The 21883-nt window shown below is 72.3% G+C and carries 18 protein-coding genes and 1 pseudogene; 7 read left to right on the top strand and 12 right to left on the bottom strand.

What is annotated here, in order from left to right:
• Positions 1-5: 5 nt before the first annotated feature.
• The 4 genes from ACVCAG_RS40720 to ACVCAG_RS40705 all read right to left on the bottom strand — a co-directional run bounded on the left by ACVCAG_RS40720 (position 6) and on the right by ACVCAG_RS40705 (position 3652).
• The gene (locus ACVCAG_RS40720) at positions 6-821 is read right to left on the bottom strand and encodes an amidohydrolase family protein (RefSeq protein WP_440088759.1); all 816 of its coding nucleotides are present in this window, start codon (positions 819-821) and stop codon (positions 6-8) included.
• A 1-nt stretch (position 822) separates the two neighbouring features.
• Positions 823-2130, bottom strand: coding sequence for an MSMEG_0569 family flavin-dependent oxidoreductase (locus tag ACVCAG_RS40715; protein WP_447191407.1), 1308 nt, complete (start codon positions 2128-2130; stop codon positions 823-825).
• Positions 2127-2408 (bottom strand): MSMEG_0570 family nitrogen starvation response protein, encoded by a 282-nt coding sequence (locus tag ACVCAG_RS40710; RefSeq protein ID WP_440088756.1) that lies wholly within the window; start codon positions 2406-2408, stop codon positions 2127-2129. The genes ACVCAG_RS40715 and ACVCAG_RS40710 overlap by 4 nt, the downstream gene beginning before the upstream one ends.
• 317 nt (positions 2409-2725) lie before the next feature.
• Entirely contained in the window at positions 2726-3652 is a 927-nt protein-coding gene (locus tag ACVCAG_RS40705) for a sugar phosphate isomerase/epimerase family protein (protein WP_447191406.1), read from the bottom strand.
• Between the two features lie 245 nt (positions 3653-3897).
• Between ACVCAG_RS40705 and ACVCAG_RS40700 the strand changes: the two genes are divergently transcribed.
• The gene (locus tag ACVCAG_RS40700; protein ID WP_440088753.1) at positions 3898-4572 is read left to right on the top strand and encodes a pyridoxamine 5'-phosphate oxidase family protein; all 675 of its coding nucleotides are present in this window, start codon (positions 3898-3900) and stop codon (positions 4570-4572) included.
• 135 nt (positions 4573-4707) lie between these two features.
• Here ACVCAG_RS40700 and ACVCAG_RS40695 read toward each other — a convergent pair whose 3' ends face one another.
• Positions 4708-5595: a Scr1 family TA system antitoxin-like transcriptional regulator gene (locus ACVCAG_RS40695; RefSeq protein WP_440088752.1), complete on the bottom strand. Its 888-nt coding sequence runs from the start codon at positions 5593-5595 to the stop codon at positions 4708-4710.
• Between the two features lie 313 nt (positions 5596-5908).
• Between ACVCAG_RS40695 and ACVCAG_RS40690 the strand changes: the two genes are divergently transcribed.
• Positions 5909-7897, top strand: a complete 1989-nt coding sequence (locus tag ACVCAG_RS40690) for a serine/threonine protein kinase (RefSeq protein ID WP_447191405.1) — start codon at positions 5909-5911, stop codon at positions 7895-7897.
• Positions 7894-9840 carry a protein kinase domain-containing protein gene (locus tag ACVCAG_RS40685; RefSeq protein ID WP_440088750.1) on the top strand — a complete coding sequence of 649 codons (1947 nt, stop codon included), beginning with the start codon at positions 7894-7896 and terminating at the stop codon, positions 9838-9840. The genes ACVCAG_RS40690 and ACVCAG_RS40685 overlap by 4 nt, the downstream gene beginning before the upstream one ends.
• A 110-nt stretch (positions 9841-9950) precedes the next feature.
• Here the strand turns inward: ACVCAG_RS40685 and ACVCAG_RS40680 are convergent, their stop codons facing one another.
• Positions 9951-10850, bottom strand: a complete 900-nt coding sequence (locus ACVCAG_RS40680) for a LysR substrate-binding domain-containing protein (RefSeq protein WP_440088749.1) — start codon at positions 10848-10850, stop codon at positions 9951-9953.
• Between the two features lie 108 nt (positions 10851-10958).
• Between ACVCAG_RS40680 and ACVCAG_RS40675 the strand changes: the two genes are divergently transcribed.
• Complete coding sequence (locus ACVCAG_RS40675; protein ID WP_447191404.1) at positions 10959-11819, top strand: aldo/keto reductase; 861 nt, start codon at positions 10959-10961, stop codon at positions 11817-11819.
• A 169-nt stretch (positions 11820-11988) separates the two neighbouring features.
• On the opposite strand, the gene ACVCAG_RS40670 is transcribed toward ACVCAG_RS40675, so the two are convergent.
• Entirely contained in the window at positions 11989-13830 is a 1842-nt protein-coding gene (locus tag ACVCAG_RS40670; RefSeq protein WP_447191403.1) for a discoidin domain-containing protein, read from the bottom strand.
• A 466-nt stretch (positions 13831-14296) separates the two neighbouring features.
• On the opposite strand from ACVCAG_RS40670, the gene ACVCAG_RS40665 reads away from it, so the two are divergent.
• Positions 14297-15898 carry a serine hydrolase domain-containing protein gene (locus ACVCAG_RS40665; protein ID WP_447191402.1) on the top strand — a complete coding sequence of 534 codons (1602 nt, stop codon included), beginning with the start codon at positions 14297-14299 and terminating at the stop codon, positions 15896-15898.
• Here the strand turns inward: ACVCAG_RS40665 and ACVCAG_RS40660 are convergent.
• Both ACVCAG_RS40660 and ACVCAG_RS40655 read right to left on the bottom strand, forming a co-directional pair.
• Entirely contained in the window at positions 15883-16527 is a 645-nt protein-coding gene (locus ACVCAG_RS40660) for a response regulator (RefSeq protein WP_440088744.1), read from the bottom strand. The genes ACVCAG_RS40665 and ACVCAG_RS40660 overlap by 16 nt on opposite strands.
• Positions 16524-17825 (bottom strand): sensor histidine kinase, encoded by a 1302-nt coding sequence (locus tag ACVCAG_RS40655; protein ID WP_447191401.1) that lies wholly within the window; start codon positions 17823-17825, stop codon positions 16524-16526. The genes ACVCAG_RS40660 and ACVCAG_RS40655 overlap by 4 nt, the downstream gene beginning before the upstream one ends.
• Positions 17826-18116: 291 nt before the next feature.
• Here ACVCAG_RS40655 and ACVCAG_RS40650 point away from each other — a divergent pair, with 291 nt between their 5' ends.
• Together ACVCAG_RS40650 and ACVCAG_RS40645 are read left to right on the top strand one after the other, a co-directional pair.
• Complete coding sequence (locus tag ACVCAG_RS40650) at positions 18117-18626, top strand: hypothetical protein (RefSeq protein ID WP_447191400.1); 510 nt, start codon at positions 18117-18119, stop codon at positions 18624-18626.
• Between the two features lie 419 nt (positions 18627-19045).
• Positions 19046-20014: pseudogene (locus tag ACVCAG_RS40645) on the top strand (RNA polymerase sigma factor); the annotation flags it as partial.
• 63 nt (positions 20015-20077) lie between these two features.
• Here the strand turns inward: ACVCAG_RS40645 and ACVCAG_RS40640 are convergent.
• The 3 genes from ACVCAG_RS40640 to ACVCAG_RS40630 all read right to left on the bottom strand — a co-directional run bounded on the left by ACVCAG_RS40640 (position 20078) and on the right by ACVCAG_RS40630 (position 21816).
• Positions 20078-20266 carry a hypothetical protein gene (locus tag ACVCAG_RS40640; protein ID WP_440088741.1) on the bottom strand — a complete coding sequence of 63 codons (189 nt, stop codon included), beginning with the start codon at positions 20264-20266 and terminating at the stop codon, positions 20078-20080.
• A gap of 116 nt (positions 20267-20382) precedes the next feature.
• Positions 20383-21156, bottom strand: a complete 774-nt coding sequence (locus ACVCAG_RS40635; RefSeq protein WP_440088740.1) for a methyltransferase domain-containing protein — start codon at positions 21154-21156, stop codon at positions 20383-20385.
• Between the two features lie 171 nt (positions 21157-21327).
• The gene (locus ACVCAG_RS40630; RefSeq protein ID WP_440088738.1) at positions 21328-21816 is read right to left on the bottom strand and encodes a hypothetical protein; all 489 of its coding nucleotides are present in this window, start codon (positions 21814-21816) and stop codon (positions 21328-21330) included.
• Positions 21817-21883: the final 67 nt, after the last annotated feature.

Below are 21883 nucleotides of genomic sequence, written 5' to 3'. Positions count from 1 at the left end.
CCTTGTCAGCCGTACAGTTTCTCGAAGGTGTCGCGGAAGGCCAGGCGGGCCAGCTCCCCGTCGCCGGCCGCGGCGGCGAGGCGGGCGCGCTCGCCCGCGTAGTCGCCCCACGGCTCGTCGCTGGCGAACAACACCCGGTCGTGGCCGATGCCGCGCCGGTCGATCTCCTGGGCCAGCCAGCGCGGCGTGAATCCGATCGCCCAGGACAGGTCGGTGTAGACGCGCTTGCCGGCGGTGATCCAGTCGAAGAACCGCGCCCCGGCGAGCTTGATGTGGCCGCTCATGCCGCCGCCGAAGTGCACCAGGTGGACGGCGACCTCGTCGCCGTACCACTCGACCAGGTGGCCCACCTCGTCGATGTCGGAGGCGGCACCCGGCGAGGTGTGCACGTGCACCACCAGGCCGTGCAGGCGGGCCGCGGTGAAGATGCGGTCGAGCGCGGGCCGGCAGGCCGGGTCGGTGGGGCGCCCGCCCAGTAGGAAGCTGAGCTTCAGCGCGCGCACGCCGCTCTCGGCGGCCAGCGCCAGCGCCTCGGCCGTGCGCCGCTCGTCCTCGGGACGCGGCGAGACCCACAGGCCGCAGCGGATCCGGTCATCGCGGTCCGCCGCCTCCAGGCAGAGCTCGTTGAAGGCGAACGCGACCCCGGGATCGGGCACCCCGTAGTTGGGCATCACCAGGGCGCGCTCGGTGCCCTCGGCGTCCAGGTCGGCCAGGAGTCGTGCGACGCTCGCGCGAGCGGTCGTGTCGGGGTTGACCGGAGGGCCCCCGTAGAACGGGTGGGCGGGCAGGACCCCGAGGTGGCGGTGGGCGTCGAAGACCATGTCATGTTCCCAGCAGCTCGGGGTGGACGAAGTAGCCGAGCGGCGCCGGTCCCGCGGCGCGCGGGGCGGGTACGGGACCGCCCGCGGCGGCGATGTGCCGGGCCAGGTGCTCGGCGTCGGCCGCCACTCCGGAGAAGCGGCCCGAGCCCCAGGTGTGTTGCCAGGGCAGCCCGAGGAAGTACAGGCCGGGGACCCGGGTGACGCCGCGCTCGTGGGTGGGGTAGCCGGTGCCGTCGAAGACCGGCACCCTGATCCAGCCGTGGTCGCGGCGGAAGCCGGTGCACCAGACGACCGAGGTGATCCGTCCCAGGTCCAGGGTGTCGGGCTCGAAGGCGGGCTGCCAGGGCGGTGTGTAGCGCTTCTCGGTGGGGACGGAGATGCGGTGGAGGTCGACGAAGGCGTCGATGGAGTCCTTGACGCTCTCGCAGACCGCGTCGGCGTGGTCGAGGTTGCGTCGCAGGTCGGGGGCGAACCGCGCTGTGCCGCTTCCGGCGCCGTTCTCGACCGTGACCAGCCTGCCGTACAGGCTCATCCCCTCCAGGGCGAAGACTCGCAGGTCGATGTCGCGTCCGCCGTCGCGGCCGGTCACGTAGTGGTTGGCGCGGGCGCGGACGGCGTCGCGGTCGTCGAAGGAGTCGATGGGCCGGTCGTAGTGGCCCATCAGGTCCAGCCAGGCCACCACGTCCCTGCCCCGGTAGAAGCGGGCCACCCGGGGCGCGCCGCCGACCGACAGGTGCACGCGCCGCCCGGACAGATGCAGGTCCTCGGCGATCTGGCACCCCGACTGGCCGGTGCCGACGACCAGCACCTCGCCCGGAGGCAGCTGCTCGGGATTGCGGTAGTCACCGGAGTGGATCTGCGTCATGTGCGACGGGAACCGCTCGGCCACCCGCGGGATCACCGGGACCTGGTAGGGGCCGGTGGCGACCACGACCTGGCCCGCGGTGACCGTGCCCCGGTCGGTCTCCACGCGAAAGCCCCGCCCGTCGGGGAGGAGGCGGGTGACGTTCACCCCCTCCAGCACCGGCGGGGAGAAGGAGGCGGCGTAGTCCTCCAGGTAGGCGACGATCTGGTCTCGGAGCATGAAACCGTCGTGGTCGTCGCCCGCGTAGGGGAACCCCGGCAGGCGGCACTGCCAGTTGGGCGTGACGAGGCAGAAGGAGTCCCAGCGCCGTGCGCGCCACTCGTTGCCCACGCGATGACGCTCGAGCACCAGGTGGTCGACGCCGTCCCGGCGCAGGCAGTGGCTCATCGACAGGCCGGCCTGGCCCGCGCCCACGACGACCACCTCGTGGTGACGGCCGTTCACCGCTCGAACCTCTCGACCGTCACCATGCCGGCACCGGCGAAACCGGCCGCCTTCCTCTCGATCTCGGCGAGCTGGCCGGCCGCGGCCGTGCACCCGAACCCGTACTTCTCGCGTACGCGCCCGCCGGCCGCCTCCAGAGCCTTGCTGCTCAGCGAGACGAATTCGGCGATTGGGTACGATTGTTCGGGACGAAGAAAGTCCTCGATGACGAGCGATGGAGAATAACAGCGTTGTCGCGAGCCATCGGGCCATCTGACCTGGAAGTACATCTCAGGCATGCGAATCTCCACAGGTGAAAGCGGCCTTATCCGAATCGGCGGGCCTTTACCGCTGACGCCAGTTCAACCGGCGGACGTTGCCGACCTGTTTCATCCGGAACAAAACGCGATTGCCGTGGTCACACCAACTTCTTCACCGGTTGACAGTGAGGCGGAACGGGGTCCCGAAACAGGAACATCCTGATCTCGGGGCCCGGCGCCGGCGTACCGGGCCGCCGCCCGCTGCCCGGCGCCGCTCTCCGGGCACGGCCTCACCACGACCCCGCCCGCCGGGCCCGCCTGACGGATCAACCGGGAGGGGACGGCGCGGAGGACGGTCACGCCGAGAAGCGGGCGACCCACTCGCGGGCTCCGGGGAGGATCTCCTCCACCGGCGCCACGTGCGGATACCAGGTGCGCTCCCACTCCAGGGAGACCCAGCCCCCGAAACCGCGCAGCAGCTCGCCGCACTCGTCGAGGGGGACCCCGCCCGCCCACATCGGCACCGGGGTCGTGTCGGCGGCCGAGACCGCGTCCTTGATCTGCACGTACGCCAGGTGCCCGGCCAGCGCCGCCAGGGTCTCCGCGGGCTCCTCGCCGTGCCGCCACGGGTGCAGCACGTCCCACAGCGCGCCCGCCGCCCCGGGAACGCCCGCCGTGTCCAGCAGCCGCCCGACCGCGGCGCCGGTCGGCATCGCGTCATGGGTCTCCACCAGCACCCGTACCCCTGACTCCACGCACAGGTCCGCGACCGCGCGCAGCCGCCGCGCCCCCATCTCGACGTCATCCCCTCCGGGGAACACCCGCACGGCGGGCGCGCCCAGGTCGGCGGCGAGCGCCAGATCGTCCCGCAGCGCCCGCACGACGGGTTCGTCCGGGCCCGCCGCGGCGATCCTGACGTATCCGGCGAGGGCGGAGACCTCCGGCCGGGCGATCCCGGACGAGCCGCCACCGGCGGGGCGCGCGGCGCCCGGCGTGCCGTCCCCGCCGTCGCCCGGCGACCCGGCCTCTTCCGGGCGGCCGCCCGGCGACCCGGCGTCCTGCCGGTGGGCACCCGGCGCCCCCGCGACTGCCGGGTGCCCCTCCGGCGACCCGGCGAGGACCGCGCGGACCTTCGCGCGCCGTGCCGGGGAGAGCCCGGCATGGACCCCGGTGTCGGGGTGGAGGCGGAGTTCGAGACCGGCGCAGCCGTACTCCACGGCCGTCGCGACGGCCTCGCGCAGGCCCTGCCCCGGCATGCCGAGCGTGCTGAACGCCAACTTCATCGAGGCTCCCTCGCCACCGCCGTCCGGAAAGCGCTTCCCAGGCGAGTCCATCGTAGACGCCCCGCCATCTCGCGCGTGCCGGGATGGCGGGGCTCCGGCGGGCGAGGCCGCGGGGCGGGTCATCCGCCGCACCGGATTAGGGGCGAGCGAGTGGGGGGAGGCCTCAGGTGATGCCGATCGGGGGGCGCGGAGCCGGAGGAGCCCCGGACTCGCAGCGACATCGATCTTCTCAGCTGGAGAATCCCATGACTGGACGCGTATCGGCCCCGGGCGACCTCGGCCGCCGGATCGCCAGACGACGCGAGGACCTCGGCCTCACCCGGGACGAGCTGGCGAGGCGCGCCGGGATCGATCCGGGCTATCTCGCCTATCTGGAGGACGCCGTGGCCTCGCCGAACACCGGCACCGTGAACCGCGTGGCCACCGCCCTGGACACCAGGCCCGAGGACCTGCTCGGCGGGAACGTCGATCTGCCGCCCGGCCGGGGCCGGCCGGGCTCCCGGCCGGAGCTGGAGAAGCTGGACCGGGACGAGTGCCTGCGGCTCATCACCCCCGGCGGGGTGGGGCGGATCGCCTTCGAGGAGATCGACGGCCCGGTGATCCTGCCGGTCAACTACGCCCTGCACGGCAGCTCGGTGATCTTCCGCACCGCCTTCGGCGGCCCGCTCGACGACGCCCTGCGCACCGGGGTCCAGGGGGTCGAGTCCAAGGTGGCCTTCGAGGTCGACCGGATCGACGACGCCGGCCGCGAGGGCTGGAGCGTGCTGGTGCGCGGCGGGGTCCACCACGTCTCCTCGGACGAGGACCGTGCCGCCCTGGCGGCGCTGGGCGTCCGGCCGTGGGCGGGAGGTGAGCGAGAGCTGTACGTGAGGATCGCCGCCACCGAGGTCACCGGCCGCCGCATCCGGCGCGACCCGTGATTCCCGCGGAGACGGACGCCCGGGTCGTCACCCGCCCCGGGCCGGTCTCCCCGCGCTCCCGCGGCCGGTCCGCGTCCCGGTTCCCTCCCCCGGGGCCGGGAGGCCCGGGTCTCCTTGAGGGGCTCGGGGAGAACCTCAGATCTCCTTGATGAGGCGGTGCAGGAGAGCCGTCGTCGCGGCCGGCCGTTCGGCTTCGATCCCCAGCCGGTTCATGACGTGCCAGTAGCGCTCGACGTCGGCGACCTTGTCCAGGTAGAGGGCTCCGGTGAGCTGTTCGAGGTAGACCAGGTCGGGCAGTTCCCCCTCGGGGAAGCGCAGGATGGTGGCGGGGCCCGTCGCCGCGGCGGCCGCGCCGGCGCTGAACGGCATGACCTGGAGGGTGACGTGGCCGAGCTCGACGATCTCCGTGAGGTGCCGGAGCTGGTCGCGCAGCACCCGGGGGCCTCCGACGGGACGGCGCAGCACCGCCTCGTCGACGACGGTCCAGAGCGTGGCGGGCTCGGGCCGGGTGAGGAGCCGCTGGCGCCCCATCCGCAGGGCGACACGGCGCTCGACCTCTGACTCGGGGGCGCCGGCGCAGGCGGGCCGGATGAGGGCGCGGGCGTACTCCTCGGTCTGCAGCAGCTCGGGGACGAACTGGACCTCGTAGCCGCGGATGAGGGAGGCGGCCTGCTCCAGCCCGAGGAAGGCGTCGAACCAGGGGGGAACCACGTCGCCGTAGGCATGCCACCAGCCGGGCCTGTTGGCCTCCGCGGCCAGGGCGAGCAGCGAGGCGCGCTCGTCGTCGTCGACGACCCCGTAGAGGGTGAGGAGATCGGCCACGTCGCGCTGCTTGAAGCCGGTCCGCCCCAGCTCCAGGCGGCTGATCTTGGAGTGCGAGGCGCGGATCGCCTCTCCGGCCTCCTCGCGCGTGATGTGGCCGTTCTCGCGCAGCCGCCGGAGCTGCGCGCCCACCAGCATGCGGACCACGGTGGGCCCGGCCTGCCGGTGATCCGGGTTCTGGCCATCGGCTTGTTCGCTCATCGCCCGAACAACGCGCAAGTTCGCCCCCTTCGACCGCGACCGGTCGCCCAGTGAATGGTCGAGCTTTTCACGTCAGGCCCGTTCCCCGCAGTGAGACGAGGACACCGCGACCCGAATTTAGGCCATTCCCATACGGAACAGCAGGTTCACCGGAACCCGGACCACGCCTCGGGCGGGTGACATCCGTCCGGCCGTACCCGTGAGCGCGGCGCCCGGAGAAGTCCGCATCTCTTCTCCTGAATTCTCCACTTTGTGGTGCCGAATCCTCATAATTAGTGATCTCGAATGGACTCCTCGGAGAGGAAGCCAGACCATGCCCGATATCGACCCCGTACGGGCGGGGGATCCCGAACGCGTGGGCGAGTACCAGGTCACCGGGCGGCTCGGGGATGACGTCTACCTCGCCACGGCCCCCTCGGGAGACCGGGTGGTCGTGCGTCTGCTCCCCGCGGACGTGAGTCCCGAGCGGTTCCGGGAGGCGATGGAGCCGCTGCGGGAGATACCCGCCTTCTGCACGGCGCAGGTGCTGGACAGCGGGCCGGACGGCGGGGTGAACGGCGACAGGCCGTACATCGTGAGCGAGTACGTCGACGGTCCCACGCTGCAGGAGACGGTGACCTCCGAGGGCGTCCTGGGCGCGTCCGCGCTGCACCGGCTGGCCGTCGGGACGATGACCGCCCTGGTCGCCCTGCACCAGGCGGGTACGGTCCACGGCGACCTGCGCCCCGGCAGCGTGGTGTTCGGCCCCGACGGGCCACGGGTGATCGACCTCGGCATGGCGCGAGCGCTGGAGGCGACCGCGTCCAGCACGACCCGCAAGGTCGACGTCCCCGCATACAGCGCGCCGGAGAGGCTCATGGGCACCTCCCCCGGGCCCGAGGGGGACCTGTTCTCGTGGGGGGCGACCGTGGTCTTCGCCGCCTCGGGCCGCTCCCCCTTCGACGCGGGGACGATGTCGGGCACGGTCAACCGCATCGTCAACGACGAACCCGACCTCGGCGCGCTCCCCGACGACCTGCGCGAGCTGGTCACGACCTGTCTCGCCAAGGATCCCGCGCGGCGGCCGACCGCGAGCGACGCCCTGCTCCGCCTGGTCGGCGGGTTCCTCACCTCCGACCAGGCGCCCCTCGGCCCCTTCGCGTCCTCAGCGTCCTCAGCGTCGTCAGCGTCGTCAGCGTCCTTCGTGCCCGGCACTCCCGCCACCCGGCCGCTGCGGCGTGCCCGCCCCGCGCTGCTGGCCGCGGGCGCGCTGGCCGTCGCCCTCGTCTCCGGCGGCGCGGTCTACCTGGCGGTGTCGGGAGACCCGGCGCCCGCGGCCGCTCCGCGCCCGGCCCGGAGCACCGCGCAGGGCGCGCTCGCCCCGGCCTTCACCCCCCAGCCCCAGCTCAGCCCGAACGTGACCACGGCGCCCTGGGAGTCGGCGGAGAAGGCCACCAGGGACATCAAGCTGCCGGGGACGGGCATCACCCTGCACGAGAACCCGAAGGACACGGTCAAGCTGGGCGGCTACGTGAACATCAAGCTGCCCTTCGCCTCGTTCGTCAGGGAGAAGGGGAAGGAGACGTTCAAACAGGTGGCCAGCGCCATGCAGCCGGTGTTGTCGCCGCAGGGCGACCTGGTGGCGCTGAACCCGATCGGGAAGTTCGCCGACTCGTCCTTCGACTACCTGAGGGTCCGCGACCTGAGGAACGGCACCCAGTTCGACGTCCCGACCGTCGAGCGGCCCAGGGAGGGGCACAACCCCGTGTGGTCGAAGGACGGCTCCAAGGTCCTGCTGTCGGTACGGGACACGGACGAGGAGCAGTCCGACGGGTTCGTGGTGGTGGACGTGGCGGCGCGCAGGGCCACCCACGTGCGCACCGAGTCCGTCGGCTCCGACACGTTTCCCGTCACGTTCGCGCCGGACGGCTCGGTCGCGCGGGGATATTACGACGGCAAGGGCCACGGGGTCGACTTCTACGGCCCGAACGGGCAGTCCATCCGGACGATGCACTGGGTCGGCCAGCCGCGCAACACCACCTGGTTCTCCCCCTCGGGCGCGCTCTTCGCCACGATATGCCCCAAAGGGAAGACCATGTGCGTGTGGGACACGGTGAGCGGCCACCGGCGCTACACGATGAACATCGGGGAGAACGCCCGCTTCGTGGGCTGGTTCAACAACAACCACCTGCTCCTCCAGAACCCCGTCAAGAAGGGCTCCAAGATCGAGGTGGTCGACCTGTACGGCAAGACCGTCCGGGTCCTCGCCGACCTCAAGAAGGGCGACACGGCCCTCCTGAGCTTCACCGTGACGGCCGGATGACCAGGGTCCTCCCCCCGGCTCCCGGCGATCCCGACCGGATCGGGCCGCACCGGGTCACCGGCAGGCTCGGCCGCGGCGGGCAGGGCACGGTGTACCTCGCGGAGTCCCCCGCCGGGGCGCGGGTCGCGGTGAAGGTTCTCGGCAGGGGCGGCGGCGAGCAGACCCTTGCGCGCTTCCACCGTGAGATCGAGCTGGCCCGCCGGGTGGAGGCGTTCTGCACCGCGCAGGTGCTGGAACACGGCGAGGCCGGCGGCATGCCGTACATCGTCAGCGAGTACGTCGACGGGCCCAGCCTGGCCCAGGTCATCGACGAACGGGGACCGCTGCGCGGGGCCGAGCTGCGCAGGCTCGCGGTCGGGACCCTCACCGCGCTGGCCGCCATCCACCGGGCGGGCGTCGTGCACCGCGACTTCAAGCCCGCGAACGTGCTGCTCGCCCGCGACGGCCCCCGGGTGATCGACTTCGGCATCTCCCGCGCGCTGGACGCCGTCTCCACGGCCTCCGACCACCTGGTCGGCACTCCGCCGTACATGGCGCCCGAGCAGTTCGACGGGCGCGAGGCGGGGCCGTCGGCCGACCTGTTCGCGTGGGCGTCGACGGTGGTGTGCGCGGCGACGGGGGAACCGCCCTTCGGCACGAGCCCGCTGCCCGCGGTGATCCATCGGATCCTGAACGCCGAGCCCACGCTCGGTTCCCTGGACGACGAGCTGCGCGAGGTGGTGGCCGGGTGCCTGGCCAAGGACCCGCGGGCGCGCCCGGCGGCCATGCCGGCGCTGCTGCGGTTGCTGGGCCATCCGGCGGAGCGGCCGTCGTACGAATCGGGTCACGAGGTGCTCGGCGAAGGCCGCAAGCAGGCCGCTCCCCCGCCGGCCCGGCGGCGCGCCTCGCGCCCGGTGGTCGCCGCCCTCGCCGCGCTGGCGCTCGCGGCGGCCTCCGGCGTCGCGGTCCTCGCGGTCCGGGCGGCGGGGACGGAGGAGCCCGCGAAGGTGGTCGCGAGCGGTCCGGAGGGCACCCCCTCCCCGCCCGCGAGACCGCCGATCGGGACGATGCCCACCACCTCCACCACCGACCTGCGGATCCCCGGAACGAAGATCACCCTGAGGGAGAACCCCGCGGACACGGAGCGGGTCACCACCTACCGGGACTCGCGCAAGAGGGCCGGCGGCTCCCCCGTCTTCCTTCGGCGGGGCGACACCGCGGAGTTCACGTTCCTGGGGACGTTCATGACCGCCGTGTCCGCGCCGGGAGGAGCGCGCGTCGCCGTCAACCCGGACAACAAGTTCACGCTGGAGGGGTTCGACCTGATCCGGCTGGTGGGTCCGGGGGGAGAACCGGAGACCCAGATCAGGACCGTCGACTCCCCGCTGACGACCTTCAACCCGCACTGGGACCGGAACGGGACGAGGATCCTGCTGACGATCTACGAGGGAATCGAGGAGGAGCAGCGCTCCCGGGGCTTCGTGATCGTGGACGTGGCCTCGCGCACGGCCCGCGTCTTCCGGGTGCGGGACGACGACCACCGCTCCGACTACGTCTGGGGCGCCGACGCGGCCTCGGTCCTGCACACCGGGCCGGACGGGTCGGTTCGCTTCTACCGCCTGGACGGCACGCCGCTGCGGACGGTCCCGAAGGTGGGCCGGCTGGTCACGGACGACGTCCGGGCCACCTCACTCGGGACGGTCTTCACGACCCGCTGCCGCGACAGGCCCCAGGACGTCTGCGTGTGGGACGCCGCCACGGCGGAGCGCAGGGCCGTCGTCCCGATCAGGAAAGGGATGAGCTTCAGCGGCTGGCTGGGCGACCGCCACTTCCTCGGCACCGTGACCGAGGGGAAGACCATGAAGGTCGTCATGCTGGACCTGCGCGGGAAGGTCGTGCGGGTCCTCGCGGACGGCCCCGCCACGGAACTGAGCAAGATCGGCCTCTACTACACGCTCAGATGACGGGCGAGGAGGACCGGCCACACTTGGGTGAGAGACGCGGGAGACGGCCACACGCTTGAGTGACGGGCGAAGGAGATCAGTCGGGCGGGGGGACCGGCCTCCGCCGCACGTCAGGTGACCGGCTCCGCCGCGACCGGGCCGCTCCTCGCCTCGTGGACCTCGCGCAGCAGCGCGGCCGCCGCCGCGCTCGTCGGGTCGCCCGTCACGGTGACGGTCTCCCAGGCCGGCACGGCCCCGGCGAGCCCGACGAAGCGCACCCGGTCGGTCTTGACCGCGAAGGACTGCGGCACGAGCGCCACGCCGAGCCCGAAGGTCACCAGGTCGAGCAGCGAGTGCACGTCGTTCACCTCCAGAGAGACGCGGCGTTCGACGCCCGCGGCGGCGAACACGTCGTCGGCCAGGTCCCGGGTGCCCCAGTCCGGCTGGAAGTCCACGAACCGCTCCGCCCGCAGCTCCGGCAGCTCGACCTTCTCCCTGGCCGCGAACGGGTGATCGGGCGCGCAGGCGAGCACGAGCGGCTCGTCCGCGAGCGGCCCGACCACGATGTCGTCGGGGCACCGGGCCGGGCGGGAGACGAACGCCAGGTCCAGCCGTCCGGCGCGCACCTGCTCGATCAGCTCGCCGGATCCCCCCTGGCGCAGCCGGATCTCCAGGCCGGGGTAGGCGGCGAGGAAGCGGGCGAGCACGGCCGGCAGGTGCACCGCGTGCAGGCACTGCAGCGAGCCGATGGCCAGGCTTCCGCGGAGCAGGCCCTGCACCGCCGCGACGGCGTCCCTGGCCGCGTCGGTCGCCGACAGCGCCCGCCGGGCCTCGACCAGCAGCGCCCTTCCGGCGGGGGTCAGCTCGACCTGCCGGGTGCTGCGCAGGAACAGCGAGGCGCCCAGCTCGCGCTCCAGCGAGCGGATCGAGGCCGACAGGCCCGACTGGGCGACGCGCAGCCGGTTGGCCGCCCGGGTGAAGTGGCACTCCTCGGCGACGGCGACGAAGTACTCCAGCTGCCGTAGTTCCATGATTCATCACCGAAATCGCTGAAAGGCATCAGTTTCTTCTATTGGACAGCTTAATCGGGGCAGGAGAGGGTGAAAGCCGTACCAACCGATCTCCGAGGAGGAACTCCCATGCAGACACGCCGCATCGGCGACGTCCAGGTCAGCGCGATCGGTCTCGGCGGCATGCCGATGTCGATCGAGGGGCGCCCCGACGAGCAGCGTTCGGTCGCGGCGATCCACGCCGCGCTGGAGGCGGGCGTGACGCTGATCGACACCGCGGACGCCTATCACGTGGGCGCGGACGAGGTCGGCCACAACGAGTCCCTGATCGCCCGCGCGGTGGCCGGCTACGGCGGCGACACGTCCGACGTGCTGATCGCCACGAAGGGCGGCCACGTGCGCCCCGGCGACGGCTCGTGGACTTTGGACGGCTCGCCGGACCACCTGAAGAAGGCCTGCGACGCGTCACTCCAACGCCTCGGCGTCGAGGCCATCGGGCTCTACCAGTTCCACCGCCCCGACCCGAAGGTCCCGTACGCGGAGTCGGTCGGGGCGATCCGCGACCTGCTGGACGCGGGCAAGATCCGTTTCGCGGGCATCTCGAACGCCGATCCCGACCAGATCCGGCAGGCCAACGAGATTCTCGGCGGGCGGCTGGTTAGCGTGCAGAACCAGTTCTCGCCGTCGTTCCGCTCCAGCGAACCCGAGCTGGAGCTGTGCGCGGAGCTGGGGATCGCGTTCCTGCCGTGGAGCCCGCTGGGCGGGATCCCGCGGGCCGGCGAACTGGGTTCGCGGTTCGCCGTGTTCGAGGACGTCGCGCGGGCCCACGGGGTGAGCCCGCAGCGGGTGTGCCTGGCGTGGATGCTCGCCAAGGCGCCGGTGGTGATCCCGATCCCGGGCTCCTCGCGTCCGGAGACCATCCGCGACTCGGTCGGCGCGGTCGACGTGAAGCTGTCGGCCGAGGAGCTGTCCCGCCTCGACGCGGCCTGACCCACGGGGCCCTCCGCGCTGCCTGACCGCAGGGCGGTCCAGCAGCGACGCGGCCCTTCACGCGGCCGGACCTCAAGGCGGCCCGACCTCGACGCGACCTGACGAGGCGCGCTCCGGCCGGGCCGGCACCGCTCCGGTGCCGGCCCGGCCGGCCGCGTGCGAGGGGTGTCTAGGAGGAGTAGACCTCGAACGAGGACAGCTGCCCGGCGGGCCAGCCGGTGTTGCCGGTGATGTTCAGCCGCACGTACCTCTTCGTCGTCGCCGGGAAGGTGACGGTCGCGGTGTTGCCGGTGGCCGGGTCGAAGGTGAGGCCCCGCGACGACACGAGGGTGCCGAAGGCGGTGCCGTCGGACGAACCGAGCACCGACAGCGTCTGGGTGCGCGCGCCCCAGGCGCTGGACGGCGGCAGCTTCAGCACCAGGCGCCCGACGGCGGCCTGCGCGCAGAGGTCAACGGTGATCGACTGGGGGAAGGCGTGGTTGGCGCTCTCCCAGTAGGTGTTCGCGTTGCCGTCGACGGCGTTGGCCGCCACGTAGTTCTGCGTGGTGCTGCTCGCGGTGATCGACTTGCCGCGGGCCAGGTCACCGGTGCCCGGGGAGCACCCGGGCGGGGGCCAGGTCGTCGCGGTCACCGTGCCGGAGGGCGGCGAGGTGTTCTGCGCGGCGTCCCTGGCGACCACGTAGAAGCTGTAGGAGGTCGACGGCGTGAGACCGGTGACGGTGAACGACGTTCCCGCTGTGCCGCCCACCCTGACGTCGGTGGCGCCCGCCTCGCGGTAGACGTCGTAGCCGGTCACCCCGACATTGTCGGTGGCCGCGTTCCAGCCCACCGTGATGCTCGTGCTCGACGCCGGGACGGCGCGCGCGGCGCCCGGCGCGGTCGGGGGCTGGGTGTCGCGCGTGCCGCCGGCCCTGCGGGTCTCGAACTCCGTCGCCCAGTACTTCGTCCGGTCCAGGTACGCGGTCTCCGCCGCGGTCCCCGTCCTGCCGTACGCGCCGTCGAACGTCTGGTAGCCGAACCCGGCGGGCGGGGTGGAGTCGGCGGGCTCGATGGAGCTGCCCTCGTGCCACTCGTTGAACGAGGTGATGGAGACCCAGGTGGGCAGGCCGCCCTTGGCCGGGTCGAGGGCGTTGGACCACTCCAGGTCGTAGGTGGCGCCGTCGGCGCGGCCGAGGGTCGGGGTGGTGTTGCCGGGCACCGCGCGGTCGTCGATGTAGCCGGGGGCCACCGAGGGCGCCCAGATCAGGTTGTTCTGCTTGGCGTACGCGCCCGCCTCGGCCCAGCCGGGCGCGGTGGCGCCGGCGATCCCGTCGTAGGTGTACATGCCGGAGAAGTGCGCGATCTTTGACGTGTCGGTGGTCTGGGCGAGCACGATGTTGCCCGCGGTGACCTGGTCGAGCGCGGTCCAGTCGGTGATCCTCAGGCTCTCGAACACGTAGAAAGCCGCCCTGTTGCCGTGCTCGGCGTCACGGTAGAAGGCCGGGTGGGAGCCGTAACGGGTGTTGATGTAGCGGATGTCCTCGACGGTGGAGGCCGCCGTGCGCCCGCCGTACGGCTCCAGGTGCCAGGCGACCTTGACGCCGTACCGCGCGGCGGCGTCCATCACGCCCTGGGTGAGCCTGTCCTCGAAGCTGTCGCGGCCCCACCAGCTGTAGACGATGACGCCGACCCCGGCCTGCTTGATCCACTGCATGTGCCTGGTGACGGCGCCCGCGTGGTCGCCCGAGTCGTAGGCACCCAGGCTGGGGTACAGGTCGGCGCCCACGTCGTCGGGCGGGGTGTGGCCGCCCTGCTGCCAGTGCCGCCATTCACCGCTCGTCTGGGGATTGCCGTACCAGGAGTAGTAGAACAGGTGGACGTTGGAAGACTGCTCGGGGACGGCCGCGCCGCGCGCCGGGAGCGGTGCCTGGGCTCCGGCCCAGCACAGGGCGGCCAGCAGGAGCGCGAGGACGATCTGGGCGCGTCGCCCGGTATGGCGTAAGCGGCTGACAGATTGATCGGATGTCTTCATCGGCTGACCCTTCGTCACGCGGGGCCGGATCGCCGCGGCCGGCGGAACGTACGGTCACCGCGATCCAGCCGGGTGGGGGGCGGAGAGGATACCGCCGTCGCCGGGGGGATCGGCGAACGGCGCTGTGCACACCATAAGATGGCGGACAGATGTCCGCAATGTTTCTACTTCTTTTCGCAAAAATATGCTTATAGTATGGCTTTGCACGATATATAGGCCGACAGAGACCGACAGGTGACTCGACCAGGGCCACGAACAGGCACACTCTCCTGGAACGGTCCGATGTTTCTTTTCCAGTGCCGAAGGGTTTCCCACCGCCACGAAGTCTCCCGGCGTCGCGGGCCTCCCGCGGTCCGGAGGTGCGGGGCGGCATGGTCCCGGCACCGGGGAACCTGTGGTTTTTCGCAGGGGAACGCGGAGGGATCTCACGATGGTCCGGGCGGAGCGGTGTTCGTAACGTCGACTGGTGCCCGAATTCAAGATCACAAATGGTCCGCTCTCCCGGCGCCCCGCCGGCCGCCGCCCGGTGGCCCGCCCCGTCATGTTCGCGACGGCCCTCCTGACGGCGGCCTCGTTCGCGCCGGCCCCGTTCGCGACGGCGTCGTCGGCGCCGACGTCATCGGCGCCGGTGTCATCGGCGGGGACGAATACCGCCCTCCGGGACATCGATCCCGCGTCCGTCGACCGTTTCGTGAAGGCCTACCGGGAGGCGACCGGACTGCCGGGGGTCGCCGTCGCCGTCACCAGGGGGAACGAGGTCGTCCACGTCGCCGGCTACGGCCGTACCTCCTCCGGCGATCCCGTCACGGCGGACACCCCCATGGCGACCGCGTCGCTCAGCAAGTCCTTCACCTCCCTGGCCGTCATGCAACTGGTGGAGAAGGGAGTGGTCAGGCTCGACGAACCGGTGCGCGTCCGGCTCCCCGAGTTCGTGATGGCCGATCCGCGGGCGGCCCGCATCACCGTCCGCCAGTTGCTTGACCAGACCTCGGGCATGGCCGACCAGGCCTTTCCCGAGAGGAGCCTGCCCCAGCCCCGATCGCTCCGCGAGGCCGTGGCGCGGCTGAGGGGGGCGAGGCTGGCCGCCGACCCCGGCACGCGGTGGAGCTACCACAACACCAACTTCCAGGTCGCCGCGCGACTGGTCGAGGTGGCGAGCGGCGTGCCCTTCGCCGGTTACCTCGAAAAACACGTGTTCGGCCCGCTCGGCATGCGGAACAGCACCACGATCGACACCGAGCGCGACCTCCCCGCGAGCGCGCGGGGCCACCTCCACCTGCTCGGCGCCACGCTCGCCCTTCCCGAGCCCCCGGGGTTCGGGAACGGCTCCGGCGGGGTGGTCAGCACTGCCGGGGACATGGCCCGGTGGATGATCATGCAGAGCGGCGAGGGGGTCGGACCGGGCGGTGTCCGCGTCGTCTCCGCCGCGAGCGTCGCGGAGATGCGCACCCCGTCCAAGATCAACGACTCCTACGCCCTGGGGTGGTCGATCGGCACGACGGGAAACGGCTCACCGGTCGTCGGGCACGGCGGCGACCTGCTCACCGCGACGGCCCAGCAGAAGCTCCTGCCCCGGTCGGGGTACGGCATCGCGGTGATGGCCAACACCGGCACGGCGTACGCCGACAGCGACGCCGTCGCGGACGCGCTGGTCGCCATGGCCGAGGGACAGGAGCCCGAGGCACCCCCCTCGATCCCCCCGCACCTGATCATCGACCTCGCCATCGCGGCGGCCGCCGCCGTGACGCTCCTGCTGGCGGGCCGCGGGCTGGCCCGCTCCCGCCGGTGGGCGGCGCGGCGTGCCGGTCACCCGGCGTGGCGCGCGGCGGCGCGACTGCTGCCGTACGCGCTGCCGGGGGTGCTGTGCCTGACGATCACCGACGTCTTCGGGATGCTGGCCAGGGGGAAGGACATCACCTGGACACAGGTGGCCTACATCTACCCGTCCTTCATGATCTGGCTCGTCCTCGCCACCGGGGCCTGCGCGGTCCTGGTCCCCGTACGGATCGGCCACCTGGTCCGGGCGCGCCGGACGCCCGCGCCCGGCGCCGCTCAGCCGTCCAGATAGCGCAGGATGGCCAGGACGCGCCGGCTGTAGCCGGGGGTGCGCGACAGCCCGAACTTGTCGAAGATCGCGTTGATGTGCTTCTCCACCGTGCTCTGCGACACGTGCAGACGCTCGGCGATCGCGGCGTTGACGAGCCCCTGGGCGAGCTGCTCCAGCACCTGGGACTCCCGCCGGGTGAGCCTGCTCAGCGGGTCGGTGCGGGTGGTGCGGGCGAGCAGCCGCCGGACCACCTCCGGGTCGAAGACCGTCCCGCCCGCGCGGACCCGCTCCAGCGACTCCAGGAACTCGCCCACCTCGGTCACCCGGTCCTTGAGCAGGTAGCCCAGCCCCTCGGGGGCTCCGGCGAGCAGCCGGGCGGCGTAGGCCGTCTCGACGTACTGCGACAGTACGAGCACGCCCACGCCCGGCTGGCGCTCCCGGATAGTCAGCGAGGCCCGCAGCCCCTCGCCCGCCTGGCCCGGCGGCATGCGCACGTCCACGATCGCCACGTCGGGGCGGTGCCCGTCCACGGCCTCGAGCAGCCCCGCGGAGTCGCCCACCGCCGCCACCACCTCGTGACCCGCGTCCTCCAGGAGACGGACCAGGCCCTCGCGGAACAGTACGGAGTCGTCGGCGAGGATCAGCCTCATGACGGCTCCGGGCGTTCGGACCCGCCGCGGGGCAGCGTCGCCGTGACCCTGGTCGGGCCACCGGGGGGACTGTCCACCTCGAAGGCGCCGTCCAGCGCCAGAACCCGCCGCTCCAGCCCGGACAGCCCGCCACCGGCGGGATCCGCCCCGCCCCGGCCGTCGTCGGAGATCTCCACGGTCACCGCGTGCTCGTCCTCGCTCAGGACCACCAGGACGCCGCCGGCACCCGCGTGTTTCGCGGCGTTGGCGATGGCCTCGCGGGCCACGAAGTAGACGGCCGTCTCGATCTCGGACACCGGGCGTTCCGCGAGGCCGTAGCGGACGGTCACCGGCACGCCCGCCCGTTCCGCCACCCCGGCCAGGGCCGCGCGCAGGCCCAGCTCGTCCAGCGCGGCCGGGTAGATCCGCCAGGCCACGCCGCGCAGCTCGTCGAGGAGGCGGCGTGACTCCGCGTACGCCTGGTCCACGAGGGCGGCGACCGCGGCCGGGTCGGCGCCGTGCCGAGCCCGGCCCAGCAGCATTCCCAGGGCCACGCCCCTCTGCTGGACGCCGTCGTGCAGGTCACGCTCGATGCGCCGCCGCTCGTCGTCGACGGCCCGCACGATGCCGCTGCGGGTGGCGGTCAGCTCCGCGATGCGGCGGCGCATCGCCTCCCGCTCCCCGGGACCGGCGAAGTACGCGGCCAGCCGCCGCTCGGCGGCCACCGTCGCCGCGCCGCACAGCGCGGCCAGCCCCAGCAGGACCAGCCCGTAGGCGGTGCCCAGCGGCCCGCTGTCGACCGTCAGGCGCACGCCGGGATACCGCAGCGGGACCGGGGACGACGCGCCGGAGAGCAGTTCCCCGGCGCCGCCGGCCAGGAACAGCAGGCCGACGAAGAGACCGGTGAAGGTCAGAAGGCTCGCGAACGTGCCGAACGCCGCCCGCAGCGCGAGGTAGCCGTACGCGCTCCTCGCCGGCCCCCCGCCGGAACCGTGGCCGGACCACACGCCGGTGCCGTGGTCGAAGCACGCCGCCAGCCGGGCGTGTTCCAGCGCGACCAACCGCGCCGTTCCCGCCGCCGCGAAGCGCCGGGCGGCGCGCCGGCCCGCGGGCCACGCCGCCAGGACCGCGAACAGCCCGCCCGCGACGCACAGGAAGCCGAGCTCGGCGACACCCGTCACGCCCCCCGCGATCAGGCCCGCGCCACGCCGGACGGCCCGCGCGACCGGCGCCCCGGCCCGCGCGACCGGCGCCCCGGCCCGCGCGACCGGCGCCCCGGCCCGCGCGGATCGAGGCACCGGCCACGGCATGACTTTCATCCTCGCGATCCTCGCGATCCTCGGGGTATCGGGGTCATCGGGGTCATCGACATCAGACGAATTGTATTGACCTTCCTTCGCCCCTCGAAGACCACCAGAAAACGATATTGACCGCCGAAACCGGGCGGTGCCGCGACTCGGAGCCTGCGGGGCCCCGACCGGAGGACCCCGGATCCCGCACACCGCCCGAGCGCTCGCCAGAGGACCTAAATACCCATACAAATCACCCAAAGAGTCAGTGCGGTCGCGAATTGCTTTGACCGGCAACCAGGAATTAGCCATATTTACGCAATGATTCGTTTACGCCACCTCGCGGGAGCCACCCTCGCGTCCGTTCTGCTGGCCGGCTCCGTCGCCGCCCCCGCGACCGCCTCGGCCCGGGAAACCGTCGCCGTCTCCTCGACCGAGGCCGCCGCGCGACCGGGTAACGGAAAGATCCTCTACGACCGCATCAGCGGTGGGCGGGGCACGCTGAAGGTCAAGAACGGCACCGGCAGGGACGCCGTCGTCACGCTGGTCCGCGGCAGGTCCAAGGCGATCAGCATCTACGTCCGCGCCCGGTCGACGGCCTCGGTCCGCGATGTCAGGGACGGCACCTACACGATCTTCTTCACCTCCGGTCACCGGTTCAGCACCTCCCGGGGCAGGTTCACCGGCTCCCCCTCCTACCAGCGCTTCACCAGCAAGCTGAGGTTCACCACGACCTCGTCCAGCTCGACCATCTGGACCCTGACCCTCAACCCGGTCAGGGGCGGCAACGCCCGGACGACCGGCGTCAACCCGAACGACTTCCCGGCCTGATCCGGCCAGATACGGCCTAATCCAGCCTGATTCGTTCTGATTCGTCCTGACCCGGTGGGGTCCGGCGGGGTTCGACGAGATCCGGCCTCCGCTCCCCCTCCCTCCCCCGGACGCCCACCATCACGGCAACGCCCGCAGCGTCGCCGGAAGATCCGCCGGGCCGCCTTCCCCGCCGGGAAGGCGGCCCGGCGGCCGCTCGGCGTCGAACGGGACGGCCGCGCCCTCCGTGAGAGTTCCCGGCGGCGGAGCTCTCCGCTCCCAGCGAAGGACGCGACGGCGAGCCAGGCGCCGCAGCACACCGTCGCGGGACGTACCTTGAACTGCACGGGTTGTTGTATCTGACCAGACCTGGGGAAGGTGTGAACGCCATGGAAGCCGCCACCGTGGAAGGCACCGTTGAGGTTGTCGAGGTTGAGGAAGAGGACCTGGTCCTGACCGACGACGACGAGGCACCCGCAGCCCTGGAGGCGACCGTCGGGGCGAGCACCGACCCGGTCAAGGACTATCTCAAGCAGATCGGCAGGATCCCCCTCCTCAACGCCGAGCAGGAGGTCGAGCTCGCCAGGCGCATCGAGGCCGGGCTGTTCGCCACCGAACGGCTCAACGACGGCGACCGGCTCCAGCCCGACGTGCGCGCGGAGCTCGAATGGCTCGCCGAGGACGGCCACCGGGCCAAGAACCACCTGCTGGAGGCCAACCTGCGCCTGGTGGTGTCGCTGGCCAAGCGTCACACCGGCCGGGGCATGCTGTTCCTGGACCTGATCCAGGAGGGCAACCTGGGGCTGATCCGCGCCGTGGAGAAGTTCGACTACACCAAGGGATTCAAGTTCTCCACGTACGCCACCTGGTGGATCAAGCAGGCGATCACCCGGGCGCTCGCCGACCAGGCCCGCACCATCCGCATCCCCGTGCACATGGTCGAAGTGATCAACAAGCTGGCGCGCGTGCACCGGCAGATGACGACCGACCTGGGCCGCGAGCCCACCCCCGAGGAGCTGGCCGTGGAGCTGGAGATGACCCCGGAGCGGGTCGTCGAGGTCCAGGGGTACGGGCGAGAGCCGATCTCCCTGCACAGCCCGCTGGGCACCGAGGGCGACAGCGAGTTCGGCGACCTCATCGAGGACTCCGAGGCGATCACCCCCGAGGACGCGGTGGCCTCCGCGCTGCTGCAGGAGCAGCTGCACACGATCCTGGAGGCGCTGTCCGAGCGTGAGGCCGGGGTGGTGGCGATGCGGTTCGGGCTCGGCGACGGCCGGCCCAAGACGCTGGAGGAGATCGGGCGCGCCTACGGGGTGACCCGCGAGCGCATCCGGCAGATCGAGTCCAAGACCATGACGAAGCTGCGCCACCCCTCGCGCTCGCGGGCCCTGCGCGACTATCTGACCTGATCGGTCTTCCGGCCCCGCCGTCACCCGGGCCGATCGCCGTCGGGGCCGCTCGGCCGACGCCGCTCAGCCGGCCGTACGCGCGATGAGGGCGCCGACCGTCTCCTCCGGCCCGGACGGCGGCCGGTCCAGAAGGCGCGCGAGGTCGGGGCCGGTCTCGGCGAGGGCCCCGGCGCGCACCGCGGGGAACACGCCCCCCGGCCAACCGGCCTCCGCGTCGGTGACCTCCCGGTGCTCGACGGGCCTGCCCAGCACGCGGGTGAGGACCCCCGCGAGCTCCGGGAAGGTCCCTCAGGCCCGGCGCCGCCACGAGGCGCGACCGGGCGAACGGGGCGTTCGAGACACGCGTGCGGCAGCCGTCACGACCCGTGTCACGACCTGCGCGCGACGACTATCTCGGTGACGACCTCCTCCTGCCACTCCCCCGACGGGTTCGCCGCGGCCAGCGCCTCGCGCACCGCCTCCGTGAACGCGGGCAGGCGCTCACCGAGTCGCGCGGGCGAGGAGTAGGAGAACGACAGCTGCAACCCCACGATCTCGTCGACGGACTGCCGGACCGTGCGGGCGAAACACCGGGACTCCAGCCGGCGGAACGCCGACTCGCGCAGCACCTCCTGATGGTGCCGCCCGCTCTGGGCGTACTCCTCGCTGTTCGCCCGCCACTCCAGGCCGAACGTCTGCCGTACGGCCTGCACCACCGGCTCCCAGGGCGGCTCGACCGGGTCGGTGGTGGGACCGGCGAGGACGACCGCCCCGTGCGCGGGGAGCAGCCCGTCGAAACGCCGGAGCACCCGCTCGCGCTCCATCCAGTGGAAGGAACGGCCCATGACGACGTGGTCGACCGGGCCGAGCGGCAGCTCTCCGAGCGTCGAGGAGTCGCCCCGCAGCCAGCGGATGCCGGGCGTGCCCCACCGGACCCCCTCGGCGAGCATCTCCTCGCTGGGGTCCACGGCCAGGATCTCCCCGGCCCGGGACGCGAGGGGGATCGCCAGCGTGCCCGGACCGCACCCGAGGTCCAGCACCCGTACCCGGTCGTCGAGGTCCAGCATGTCCGCGATGTAGTCGATGATCTCTGTTTCGTAGCCGTGCCGGTAACGCGCGTAGTAGGTGGCGGCACCCGCGAACAGTTCGCTCCGAGAGATCATGCGAACCAGTTTAGACACGCTTTTCCGGGAACCGGAGGCCTGCGGCAGGGCCGGTAGGGGCCCCTGAACAGCGGAAGACTCCGCTCGTCGCGCACTGTCGGAGACACGCACGCGTCCGGCGGACCGGGAGGGTCACGCCCGGTCCGGGGCACCGGGAGGGCCGCGTCCCGTTCAGGGCCTCCGGGGGCTGGAGGGAACGACCTTGCCGAGTCCCCAGGCGACGAGGCCGGTGATCGCTCCGACGATCACACCGGTGAAGACGCTGCTGATCGCGGCGAAGAGCCGCAGGACGGCGGACTGCGTGGCCGGGTCGAGGTCGCTCAGGTTTCCGCCGAGCGCGGGCGGGTTGCCGCCGAACGCGGAGTTCCAGAGCAGCTGATGTCCCGCGGCCAGGAAGACGCCGTAGAACAGGCCCACGACGAGGAGGGTGAGGAAGGGGTTGGGCACCCGTTTCCAGAGGGCGACCGCGATCCAGACGACCGGAGGCACGAAGACGAACAGGGCGTTCACGAAGGTACCCTCGTGGATGACGTCCAGGTCGTGGAGCACGACCCGGGGCGCCGCGAGAAGAGCGAGTCCGATCACGGCGAGCACGGGCAGCCCGAGGACCGGGCGTCCGGAGGCGAGCGGTTGACGCGGCCGGGTGTTTCGAGAGGTCATGGCCTCACGCTAGGAAGCGCCGGGGACGCGGCACATCCGTCTCCGGTCTCGATGCCGGTACGTCGAG

This window comes from Streptosporangium sp. G12 (genome assembly GCF_052983175.1).
This window is presented reverse-complemented; position numbering and strand designations above follow the sequence as displayed.